Here is an 11,465-nt window from a genome sequence, read left to right as displayed (position 1 = left end):
TTTTATATACAAATTAAACGCGCCGCTATTATGCCAGCTGCCTGTTAATTTATACAGTCCAGTTTTGCGCGTTTAAAATGCAGTTTTAAGTGTTCTTAAATGGAATAACTAATACGAAATTGTTTAGCTTTGTTGATCGAAAAAACTTCACCTTGGGTACTAGTGTTATATTGATATTCTGTTATCTCAGGTAAACTCTGAGTCCTACACTCGGTTCTTCAAACGTTTTGCGCTTTTAGGCAAAGACAATCGTTTATGACGTCTGCGATATACACCAACAGGAAATGCCATGACTTCTCTTTCTATGCCCATCGATTTTTGGTCAACCTTGAAACAAGAAGCAAAAGTAGTCGCTGATAACGAACCCTTGTTATCGAGCTATGTTCACGCCAGTGTATTGGCCCATCATAACTTTGAGTCGTGCTTAAGTTTTATTTTATCTAACAAAATGGCCGACGATGTTATGCCTGCATTAGCTATTCGTGAGGTGTTTGACGAGGCTTATTTGTTAGAGCCTGGCATTAGCGAGGCAGCAATGGCAGATATTTTAGCGATAAAAGCTCGCGACGCTGCTGTTGATGACTATCTTACGCCATTGCTCCATTTTAAAGGTTTTCACGCGGTGCAGGTTCACCGAATGGCACATTATTTGTGGATGCATAATCGTCACCAGCTGGCGCTTTTCCTTCAAAGCCGTAACTCGGCAAGCTTCAGCGTGGACATCCATCCGGCTGCACAAATTGGTAAAGGCGTTATGTTCGACCACGCCACCGGCATTGTTGTAGGTGAAACAGCTGTGATAGAAGACAATGTGTCACTTCTTCAAAGCGTGACACTAGGCGGTACGGGTAACGAGTCTGGCGACCGCCACCCTAAAATTCGACAGGGTGTGCTAGTGGGCGCTGGTGCAAAAATACTGGGTAATATTGAAATTGGCGAGGGGTCTAAAGTAGGCGCCGGCAGTGTGGTGCTAAATAACGTTCCGCCCCACGTTACCGTAGTAGGTGTACCGGCAAAAGTAGTAGGTCGGCCCATTTGCCAAAACCCTTGCGAGTCTATGCAGCAAAATGTGCTAGAAGACAATGCTTAAAGAGGACAACGTCTAAAGAAGACAACACCTAAAGAGGCAAACGCTTAACACCTATCTTATGCTGATCTGGCATTATCCCATTAGCGCCGCTGTTTGTTATTCACAGAAATAAGCGAGGTCAGATAAACTGCTTAGCGCAACGTGAGGCAGTACCGACACCGGCTCATTGTGTAAATCCATGGGCCGATTACAGGCGAACCAAGCGGCTTGGAAGTTTGCGTTCACTGCGCCCATCACATCCTTAACAAGATTATCTCCCACATGTAAAATATGGCTGGCTGGTAGTTCTAATAGTGCTGCTGCCTCGTTAAACATGCCTACTGCCGGCTTCATAGGGCGTGTCAGGCTTGCGTGCAAGATAGTGTCAAAATAGGGCGTAATCCCTATTTTATCCGCATCAACATTGCCATTGGTTATGCCAATAAGCGGCATGCGTGTGCTTAGGTGTTGAAGAATTTGGTGCACATCTGGCGCTAGCGTCAAATTGCTTCGCGCATCATAAAAACAGTTAAAACAGGCCTCTACTTCCTGCTTGAGCTGACTGTTGTGACTGTCATCGTTAGCTATTTCAACACAAAGTGTACTTGAGTCTTTGCCTGACAGCGCTGCAGTAAGTATAACTTTGCGCAGTTGCCCCATGTCAGATGCCAAGCGAGGGTCTAGTCTAATTGCGGCACGTTTTAAATTAAACCAGTCACGGGGTGAAAGCGTGGCCGCATGAGGGTGGTGCTCGGCTAAGTGAGCAGCTAACGCGGCCTCAGCCTGTCTTATAACCGGTTCATTATCGTAAAGCGTATCGTCAAGATCGAAGGTCATGGCCTTCACCTTGTTAACGGGTTTAAAAAACTGCATAAACTGGCTAGCCTTAATATTGTGTGTTTATTTGTCGTTTTTACTTTTATGTGCACGGGGGTGGGCAGCGTCGTAAACATTCGCAAGATGCTGAAAGTCGAGATGCGTATAAACCTGTGTAGTAGATAAATTTGCGTGCCCTAGCAACTCTTGAACGGCTCGTAAGTCACCGCTTGACTCTAGTACGTGGGTAGCAAAGGAATGGCGCAGTTTGTGAGGGCTGACTTTCTGCGAAATTGATTGGGTTTGTGCCATTTTATCCAGTCTGTTTGCAACCTGCCGATTTGATATCCGGGTTTTGCGTTTGCTTACGAACACGGCACTTTCATAAGGAGATGCATAGGCTGGCCTAGCCTTTAACCAGGCATTAAGTGCTTTTTGTGCGTGTCTACCAAGTGGGAGTATTCTCTGCTTACTGCCTTTGCCCGTTACCCTAATCGTACCGTCTTTTAGGCAGTCGGCAAGGTCAAGCCCTGTCAACTCATTCAACCGCAATCCACAGCCGTACATTAACTCAAACATGGCGTTGTCGCGCAGTTGCATGCCCTCGTCATCTTCACTGCCTGTTTGTGCGCCGAGCAACTGCTGCATTTCATCCACACTAAGTTGTTTAGGTAAAGGCTTGCCTTGCTTGGGTGCCTGAATACCTTCTAATGGGTTGCTGAAAAGCTGCTGATGCTCAATAAGGTAGTGGCAAAATGTGCGCAGTGCTGAAAGGCGAAGGGCAATACTTCGCGCGCTGTGTCCCGACATTTTTCCGTCGGCCATCACACGTTTTATGTCGCTAGGCGTTAGCCCAGACCATTCGTGCAGATTCAATAGTTTGGCTACTTCGGTTAGCTGGCGGCTGTAATTTTTAACCGTATGGTCGGAGAGTCCGCGCTCTACCTGCAAATGCAATAAAAATTTATCAAGCCAGTGTTGGCATGCGTCACTGATTAGGTTTTGAGAAGAGTTTTGCGATGCGTCGTGAGACACAGAAATTAGTACCCCATCATGTCGGGTAAGATAATGTTGAGTACCTGCTGTAGCTGCTGAAGTAATAGCGTGTCCATATCAGGCGTGAAATGACTGGCGTCGCTGCTGCTTATTCCTAAAATGCCAAGGTCGCGGTTATCACCAAGAATCATCAGAGCCACTGACTCTGCGCTACTTTCTCCAAACAACAATTGACGCTCGTGCTGCGAAAGACGTCCGAAAAAAAAGTTAGACTGTTTAAACCGCTTTTCGGTAAATAGTCGCTGTTGTAATTCGGGGATCGCATGGGGGCCTTTAAAGCTTTTGATGACCGCTGAAGATAGCTGCAAACGCTCTTGCAAGACATCCTCAAGAGTAAACTGAACCTCGGCAACGCTTTCACAGCGCAGAAGTTGAACGTTTAGGTCTGTGTAAACGCGGTATATTTTTTCGTTTTGTTTGGCGATAGACACCAATTGGTTGAGCTTGAGGTTAAGCTGACGCACTTTTTTTCTCAGTTGCTCACCCTGAATTTCAACTAACGACACACTGCCTTTCTGCTCGTGTGGAACCTTTATCTTTTCAAGGAGTTCTGGATATTGCACGAAAAGCTCGGGGTTTTCTAACAAGTAATCGCGCACCTGCGCTGGAGTAAGCGCCGAGGTGTCGGTAAAGGGCTCAATAATTTGAGTTGCGTTAGATTGCCCGAGTAATTCGCTCATATTGTAATTTGTCCGTCGTATACGTGTTCAGCAGGCCCTGTCATTTTCATCACGCTATCTGGCCCGGGCCAGCGAATTCGCAAGCTGCCGCCAGGCAAATCTACCCGCACATCTTTTCCTAATTTACCTTGTATTTGGCCAATTGCAACTGCCGCGCACGCGCCGCTGCCACAGGCCAGAGTCTCTCCCGAGCCGCGCTCAAATACACGAAGCTTAATGTGTGATTCGTTGATAACCTGCATAAAGCCAACATTAACGCCTTCTGGAAAGCGCTCATGCTTCTCCACCGCTGGGCCAATCTCGTGAACTAGCGCAGTATCGACATCGTCCACTTCCATTACGCAGTGGGGGTTGCCCATAGAGGCGGCACCAATAAACAAGGTTTTATCGCCCAAGCGCAAAATATAGGTATTTTCTTGCTTGTTGGCTTTAAGGGGCACAGAGGCGGGTTCGAACATAGGCTTGCCCATATTCACAGTAACCTGGCCATCTTTCTCAAGATACAGCACCATTTTTCCGGCTTTTGTGCTTACCACAATTTTATTGCGACTGATGAGCCCGTGTTGTTTCACAAATCGCGCGAAACAACGAGCGCCGTTGCCACACTGTTCCACTTCCGCCCCATCGGCATTAAAAATGCGATAGTGAAAGTCTTGCTCTGGGTCATAAGGTGGCTCAACCATCAGTAATTGGTCGAAACCAATGCCAAAATTCCGGTCGGCCAGCTGTTTTATTTTATCTTTTGAGAAAAATACATTTTGGGTAACGTTATCAATAACCATGAAATCGTTGCCCAAACCGTGCATTTTAGAAAATTGAACCTGCATTAACGGTGCGTCTTAATCTTATATTTGTCTCTAGTTTACGGAAGTTTGTGCTCACCTTTCCAGAGATCTTTTTGAATTTCTCGCTCGCGTACAACGATAGCCGTTTCACCATCGGCCATAATCTCGGCTGGGCGACAGCGACTGTTGTAGTTTGAGGCCATAACAAAACCATAGGCGCCCGCGCTGCGAACTGCCAGTAAATCGGTAGGTTTTATGGCAAGCGTTCTATCTTTACCGATAAAGTCACCGGTTTCGCACACCGGGCCAACGACATCATATGTGTTAGGTTCGGCGTCGCTGTGCTCTTGTACGGGAATAATGTTTTGCCATGCTGAATACAAAGCAGGGCGAAGTAAATCGTTCATCGCAGCGTCTACAATGGCGAAACTTTTTTCTTCGCCTTGTTTGATAAACTCAACTTCAGTAACCAATATGCCTGCATTCGCAGCAATGGCACGACCTGGTTCGAGAATGAGTTTTAACGACTCGCGGCCTACCATTTTTTCGGCCATGGCTGCAGCATACGCTCTGGGGTGAGGGGGTTCTTCATCGTTATAAGTAACGCCTAAACCACCGCCCACATCGAGATGTTCGATAATAATATTGCGCTCGGCAAGCTCGTCTATGAGCACAAGCAGGCGCTCTAATGCATCAACAAATGGACCAATTTCAGTTAGCTGAGAGCCTATGTGACAGTCCATGCCCACTACATTAAGGTTGGGCAATGAGGCCGCTAATTCGTAGGTGGCCAGTGCATTTTCTCGCGCAATACCAAATTTGTTTGCCTTCAGCCCGGTAGAAATATAAGGGTGAGTTTTTGCATCGACATCAGGATTAATGCGAAGTGAAATAGGAGCTTTAACGCCTAACTCACCGGCCACTTCGTTTATGCGATGTAATTCAGGCTCTGACTCTACGTTAAAGCACATTATACCCTGCTGCAGTGCATATCGTATTTCGTCATGCTTTTTGCCTACGCCTGAAAAGACAACCTTGTTGGCGCTGCCTCCGGCTTCAATAACTCTGGCCAGTTCGCCAGCAGAAACAATATCAAAACCGGAACCAAGTTTTGCCAATACACTTAATACGCCTATGTTTGAGTTAGCTTTAACGGCATAGCAAATGAGGTGTGGGTGGTCGCCTATAGCATCGTTAAATGCATGCCAATGACGCTCTAGTGTTGCCCGTGAATAAATATAAACTGGTGTGCCGTGCTCGGCTGCAATGTCGGAAACGGCAACGTCTTCAGCGAAAAGCTGACCTTGCTTGTAGGCAAAGTAATCCACTAGTTAGTCTCTCCAGATATAGAGGCAGGTGCAGTACTTTTTGTGTTGGGCCCTTGCTCAGAATCGCCTTGGGTGGCGCTTGAGGGCGGGGGCGAATTTTGCGTTGGGGCGTCTGGAATGTACAGCGCTCCTTTATAACCACAACCGCTTAATGCAGTAAGGGTAAGCAGAAAAACAGCCAACTTATTAAGCACAGAAAATCCCGCAATGAATACGATAAATGCCGCTATCATCGCATTGCGGTATTAAATTGCAAGAGACAATAAACGTTCTCGCGTTTTATCTCCGTATTGGACGTGTTTCCATAGGGTTTCACACAGGGTTTTGGTGTCTGAATAGTTACCTTGCTTTATCCAGTCTATAAGCAAGTTGGCGTTATCTGGAAAGGTTATAGGCTCATTTTCAGGCGAGGATAACCATTCTTCAAGTACGTCGGTGTCTAGCTGAAATAATGGCTGGCACAATTTGAGGCTATCAAGCATAAATACATTGGATAGTTGTTCGAACTGCCCATGGAGAGGCTTTATCAATAGCTTTTTACCTAACTGCAACGCTTCGCTTGATAACTCAAACCCGCCGTTGGCTACAACACCTCCACAGCTTTGCAACGCTCTATGAAAGTGGACTTTTGATGTGGGATTCCACTGTATATGCCCTTCAGTACTGGCTTGTTCAATATCAGGGTGAAAACAAACAAAGGTTTGGTCGGCCAGTGGCTCTAGCATATCTCTAATATCATCGATGTTTTCAAAAGGCAGATAAACCAGAATATGATTAGATTTGCTGTGCGATATCGCCTTATCAACAACGAAAGGCGGAATGATGGGCTGGTTGAAATGATACCAATGTACGCCAATTTTGTGTTTTGTTGGTGCAAATGTTGCCATTAGTGCGGTGTCGAACATCGAGTTGCCGCTTTTGGGCACATTATAAGCAAATGCTGCCTGGTGACTTATTGATATCGAAGGCAAGCCCTGGCGTTTTGCGGCCCATGCAGTAACAGGTTCGAAGTCGTTGATCAGCAAATCATATTGACTGGTGTTGAAGCGTTTAACATCGCCGATAAACTGACGGATGTTGGCTTGCTTAACCGTATCCCATTTTCTGACTTTGCCGTCTTTGTAGATAAAACTTAAACCCGTTAGCGTTTGGTAGTTACCAAAAACTTCCATATCGAAATAGCGCTCGGGTGCTCTACCCGAAAAGACAAAATCGACATCTATGTCGTTTCGTTGTGCAAATGCTGCAGCCATGATCCGCGCTCGGGCAATATGACCATTGCCGGTGCCCTGCACACCATAAAGTAGTTTCATATTATACCAATATTGTCGTGCTTAAGAATGCTATCGCAACACCAAGCAAGGCTCCTGCAACAACATCTGATGGATAATGCACACCAAGGAGCACTCTCGATAAACCAATAAGCGCAGCCCAACTGTAAACCAGTACAGAAAATGACGGATAAAAATGCGCAACGATACTGGCCATGAGCCAGGCTGCCGCAGTGTGCCCAGAAGGAAGAGAAAATTTGTCTGAGGGCGTAATATGTGCACTAAAGTTGGTTAAGAAATCGCAGGGGCGAGGGCGTTTAAAGGTTTTTTTCAGCAATACATAAATAGGAAGCTCTAGGGCGTATGCCATTAGCGCGGTGTACAAAAATATCTCACCGTGTTGGGGCTCAAATGCCCACAGCAGCGCACCAATAACAAGATATAAATAACCATCGCCGGTTTTAGATAGCCATACAATAGCGCGACAGTCTCTTTTTTGAGTCAGTCTATATAGCCGGTAAAATAAGTCTGTATCGTATTTAGTCAAGGATTTCATGGGTTAGACCCTGTCCTCTATTGGTTACTTATCGAACACGTTAAAGGGCTTCTGTGACTGATGGGTGACAGAAAGAAGAAACATTTCTTACAATGTGAGGCTGGTAGGCTTGAGATGTTTTTCGTATCACCTGACCACTTTTAAAGTGTAGCTGCTCACATTAAGGCGATATATGTAAAGCAATTTGCGTGCTCATTTTGGTTTAGAAGCGGTTCCGGGTAGAGCTTTAATCAATTTGTTACTGGTCTTTCAGTTTGCGTACAGTGAAATGCAAATAATGAGCGAAAAGAATTTAATCAAACCGACTAAAACAAGCATTTTCAACGCTAAAATTAGTGCTATGCTAGAGAGATAGAGCACCATATGAATATTCATCCGAATACTCAATTAAACAAACTAACCTAAGGCAGGGCCATGGAATACAACACTTCAGAATTATGCGACTTGTTTGCAGACAGCGTGGATGTGGTAGATCCTATTTTTGCGAGCTTTGGTGGGCGATATTCCTTTGGCGGTGAAATTACAACGATTAAGTGTTTTGAAGATAGAGGCTTAGTCGACCGCGTGCTTGCTCAACCTGGTGGTGGAAAAGTACTGCTCATCGATGGCGGTGGCTCTACGCGCAGGGCTCTGTTTGATGCAACTTCTGCACAAATTGCTATCGATAACGATTGGGAAGGTGTGGTGTGTTACGGCAGTGTACGAGAGATTGATAGCCTAGCCGAGCTGGATATAGGTGTATTAGCGGTGGCTGCTATTCCGGTAAACGCAGACTCAGAAAGCATTGGTGATGTAGATATTCCGGTTAATTTTGGCGGTGTTACTTTTTTGCCAGAAGATCATCTCTATGCAGATAGCACAGGGGTTATTCTGTCGCCAGAACCGCTAGATTTGGACTAGGTCAACACGCACAAGCGCTATTGGTTCGGTGGCCTCGATTCATTTAGTTCGTTTCATTTAGTTTGATTAGACAATCGATGAGTGCAGAGCGCCGCGACTATTACGACTACAGAGAAAAAGACCCTATTTAAGCGTGCTAAATAGGGTCTTTTTTGTGCGATTTATTTGCTGCTCTCAAACACTTCATTAAGATACATGGCCATACGTATTCCAGCCATTTGTAAGCGGCGTTTTGCTGTTGGCAAATGATTATAGAGGTAGTCGTAGCTCATTTTGTTAGCGTCTTCAGGGTATATGGTGTCGCGAATGCTTGCGCTTTCTTCTATCCATACATAGGGGTCGGTTGATGCCCAATTGCGAATATCCTCAGCGGTAATTTTTTCAGTTAGCCACGCGGTCCACTCGGTATAAGACAGGGCGCGCTGATCTAACATTTGCGAATCCCACACTCTATGCAAATTAGAGTCTTGCCAGAAGAAGCGAACTTTCACATCGTTTCCACCGCGATCTGTACCATTACCAGCATGAAGCGGCTGATGTAAATCACCAATTATATGAACGATGAATCTCAGCGCTAAACGCTTTTCATCGTTGCTGGCAGTGTCGCTTTTCAAGGTTTTTGTAAACTCGGCTAACGCGCTAAATGCGTCTCCCTGAGATGGTGCACCGACTTCCACATAGGTTTTTCCTTCAGGCACCGTGACATAGTGCCAAGGGTTAGCGGTTTTCTGCCAAAACTCACTGGGGTTAGAGCGCATTTCATCGGCGTGGGTAGACGCTTCGGCTAACGAGCCATTAGGCAGTAACTCCATAAGTGCAGCTTGAGAAAGGGGGCTTAAATATTGCTCTGCAATAGCACCCGTTACACGGTGGCCAGTTTGTCCCCACCCAAATGCCGGCGTGGCCACACACATTGTTAACAGTGCACTTAATGCCACTGCGCAAGTCCTATTTGCTAATGCAAACATAGTTATTCCTCTGAATGTTTTGATGATTGGTAGCCCCAGCGAGCCACCAATGATTGTTCTATACCTAAATGATCTAATATGCGCGCCACAACAAAATCCACCAAGTCATCAATGGTTTTCGGGTTGTGATAGAAACCCGGCGCTGCTGGCATTATTGTGGCACCCATTTGTGACAGTTTTAACATATTTTCTAGATGAATAGAGGATAGCGGCATTTCCCGAGGAACTAGAATAAGTTGTCCACGTTCTTTTAACACTACATCAGCGGCCCGTTCTATAAGATTGTCACTAGCGCCTACGGATATGGCTGAAAGCGTACCCGTGGAACAGGGGCATACCACCATTTTAGCTGGAGCAGCAGAGCCTGACGCAACAGGCGAAAACCACTCTTCTTTGCCAAATACTTTAATTTGGTCTGGTTTACCGCCACAGTGCTCAGTAAAAAAAGCTGCAGCATCTTCCGGGCGTGAGGGGATTTTGACATTTTCTTCGGTGGCAAACACTACTTTGGCCGCCGATGAAATCAGCACATAAACCTGATAATCAGCTTTTACCAAAGACTGTAAAAGTGTTAATGCATATGGGGCACCCGAAGCGCCGGTAATAGCAAGTGTGACTTGCTTGTCATGTTTCATGTTTTTGCCCTGTTATGATTTTTTATTAAGCGCATGAAGTAGACGCTCATGAATACCTTCAAAGCCACCATTACTCATCACCAGAATATGATCGCCTGGCTGTGCTACGGTGATAAGAGATTGAACGATCTGTTCTACCTCATTAAAACACTGTGAGGGAACTTCACTTTGTGTGGCAGCATCGGTTAGCGACCAGCCCATTGCTTTGGGTTCGTATAGAAAAACATGGTCGGCTTGCTGCCATGAGTTTGCCAACGTATCTTTATGAATGCCCATTTTCATAGTATTAGAGCGAGGCTCTAATACGGCCAAAATGCGTTGATTACCTACTTTATTGCGAAGCCCCTCAAGGGTTGTGGCTATCGCTGTGGGGTGATGCGCAAAATCGTCGTAAACCGTAATATCATTAACCACACCTTTTACTTCCATACGGCGCTTCACATTTTTAAAGTGAGCAAGCGCTTCAATAGCATCATTTAGAGCTACGCCTGCATGATGCGCGGCAGCAATAGCCATTAGGGCATTGTCGACATTGTGTTTGCCCAGAAGCGACCACGAAACTCGGCCTGCTACAACACCGTTATGAATAACATCAAACACGCTTCCATCTTTGTTAACGAGTTCGCTATCCCACTGTTTACCCAGACACTGACGAGGTGTCCAACAGCCTTGCTGTAAGGTGTCTTCAATAGCGGGGATGTTTGAAGGACTCAGTATTAAGCCATTTTCCGGCACCATTCTCACCAAGTGATGGAACTGTGTTTGTATGGCAGCCAGGTTAGGAAAAATATCTGCATGGTCAAACTCAAGGTTGTTGATAACCAGAGTTTTTGGGCGGTAATGCACAAATTTAGAGCGCTTATCAAAAAAGGCACTGTCGTACTCATCAGCTTCGATAACAAAGAAGGGCCCCTCGCCAATACGCGCAGACACGCCGAAGTTTTCCGGTACGCCACCAATAAGGTATCCAGGTTTCAGCCCAGCATATTCTAAAATCCAAGCAACCATGCTGCTGGTAGTAGTTTTGCCGTGGGTGCCAGATAGACCGATAACCCATCTGTCTTTTAATAAATTATCAAGCAGCCACTGGGGGCCGCTGGTGTAGGGTAAGTTACGGTTTAATACATACTCTACCGCTGGGTTACCGCGGGAGAGCGCATTACCAATAATCACAATGTCAGGGATTGGCGCAAACTGACTTTCATCAAACCCTTGGGTTAATTCTATTCCTAGAGCTTCTAGTTGCGTACTCATAGGTGGATAAACATTGGTATCTGAGCCTGTCACCTTGTGGCCCAGTGACTTTGCAATAGCGGCAATACCGCCCATAAAGCTGCCGCAGATACCTAATATATGTACGTGCATAGCGCGTTCTCGTCATTATTATCTATTACGACGTAC

Annotated in this window: 13 protein-coding genes; 2 read left to right on the top strand and 11 right to left on the bottom strand. The window is 45.9% G+C overall.

Annotation, left to right across the window (positions count from 1 at the left end; all coding sequences use genetic code 11):
* Positions 1-289 precede the first annotated feature (289 nt).
* Positions 290-1,090, top strand: coding sequence for a serine O-acetyltransferase (cysE, locus tag GTW09_RS10945; protein ID WP_198033584.1), 801 nt, complete (start codon positions 290-292; stop codon positions 1,088-1,090).
* Positions 1,091-1,186: 96 nt separating this feature from the next.
* Here the strand turns inward: cysE and GTW09_RS10940 are convergent, their stop codons facing one another.
* Genes GTW09_RS10940 through GTW09_RS10905 form a run of 8 tightly spaced genes read right to left on the bottom strand, consistent with a single transcriptional unit; the run spans position 1,187 to position 7,561 of the window.
* The gene (locus GTW09_RS10940; RefSeq protein WP_163111915.1) at positions 1,187-1,942 is read right to left on the bottom strand and encodes an HAD-IA family hydrolase; all 756 of its coding nucleotides are present in this window, start codon (positions 1,940-1,942) and stop codon (positions 1,187-1,189) included.
* Between the two features lie 27 nt (positions 1,943-1,969).
* Positions 1,970-2,920 (bottom strand): tyrosine recombinase XerC, encoded by a 951-nt coding sequence (gene xerC, locus GTW09_RS10935; RefSeq protein WP_163111914.1) that lies wholly within the window; start codon positions 2,918-2,920, stop codon positions 1,970-1,972.
* Between the two features lie 5 nt (positions 2,921-2,925).
* Positions 2,926-3,621, bottom strand: a complete 696-nt coding sequence (locus GTW09_RS10930) for a DUF484 family protein (RefSeq protein ID WP_163111913.1) — start codon at positions 3,619-3,621, stop codon at positions 2,926-2,928.
* Positions 3,618-4,448 (bottom strand): diaminopimelate epimerase, encoded by an 831-nt coding sequence (gene dapF / locus GTW09_RS10925; protein WP_163111912.1) that lies wholly within the window; start codon positions 4,446-4,448, stop codon positions 3,618-3,620. The genes GTW09_RS10930 and dapF overlap by 4 nt, the downstream gene beginning before the upstream one ends.
* A gap of 35 nt (positions 4,449-4,483) precedes the next feature.
* On the bottom strand, positions 4,484-5,734 hold the full coding sequence (gene lysA, locus GTW09_RS10920) for a diaminopimelate decarboxylase (RefSeq protein WP_071978290.1): 1,251 nt from the start codon (positions 5,732-5,734) through the stop codon (positions 4,484-4,486).
* Positions 5,734-5,928 (bottom strand): LPS translocon maturation chaperone LptM, encoded by a 195-nt coding sequence (gene lptM / locus GTW09_RS10915; protein ID WP_232368341.1) that lies wholly within the window; start codon positions 5,926-5,928, stop codon positions 5,734-5,736. The genes lysA and lptM overlap by 1 nt, the downstream gene beginning before the upstream one ends.
* Positions 5,929-5,979: 51 nt before the next feature.
* Positions 5,980-7,047 carry an MJ1255/VC2487 family glycosyltransferase gene (locus GTW09_RS10910; RefSeq protein WP_100970734.1) on the bottom strand — a complete coding sequence of 356 codons (1,068 nt, stop codon included), beginning with the start codon at positions 7,045-7,047 and terminating at the stop codon, positions 5,980-5,982.
* A 1-nt stretch (position 7,048) separates the two neighbouring features.
* The gene (locus tag GTW09_RS10905) at positions 7,049-7,561 is read right to left on the bottom strand and encodes a phosphatase PAP2 family protein (RefSeq protein ID WP_071978293.1); all 513 of its coding nucleotides are present in this window, start codon (positions 7,559-7,561) and stop codon (positions 7,049-7,051) included.
* A gap of 414 nt (positions 7,562-7,975) precedes the next feature.
* Here GTW09_RS10905 and rraA point away from each other — a divergent pair, with 414 nt between their 5' ends.
* A complete protein-coding gene (gene rraA, locus GTW09_RS10900; protein ID WP_071978294.1) occupies positions 7,976-8,461 on the top strand; it encodes a ribonuclease E activity regulator RraA in 486 nt (161 codons plus the stop codon).
* 161 nt (positions 8,462-8,622) lie between these two features.
* On the opposite strand, the gene GTW09_RS10895 is transcribed toward rraA, so the two are convergent.
* From GTW09_RS10895 to mpl, 3 genes are read right to left on the bottom strand one after another with little or no spacing between them, the layout of a single operon-like run.
* Positions 8,623-9,429, bottom strand: a complete 807-nt coding sequence (locus GTW09_RS10895; protein WP_163111911.1) for a S1/P1 nuclease — start codon at positions 9,427-9,429, stop codon at positions 8,623-8,625.
* A gap of 2 nt (positions 9,430-9,431) precedes the next feature.
* On the bottom strand, positions 9,432-10,064 hold the full coding sequence (locus GTW09_RS10890) for a flavin prenyltransferase UbiX (protein ID WP_163111910.1): 633 nt from the start codon (positions 10,062-10,064) through the stop codon (positions 9,432-9,434).
* 12 nt (positions 10,065-10,076) lie between these two features.
* Positions 10,077-11,429, bottom strand: a complete 1,353-nt coding sequence (gene mpl, locus GTW09_RS10885) for a UDP-N-acetylmuramate:L-alanyl-gamma-D-glutamyl-meso-diaminopimelate ligase (RefSeq protein WP_163111909.1) — start codon at positions 11,427-11,429, stop codon at positions 10,077-10,079.
* Positions 11,430-11,465: the final 36 nt, after the last annotated feature.

Origin of the sequence: Alteromonas hispanica (genome assembly GCF_010500915.1) — a bacterium.
GTDB classification, from domain to species: domain Bacteria; phylum Pseudomonadota; class Gammaproteobacteria; order Enterobacterales; family Alteromonadaceae; genus Alteromonas; species Alteromonas hispanica.
Note: the sequence above shows the minus strand (reverse complement) of the source record. Positions and strands in the feature narration are given on the sequence as shown.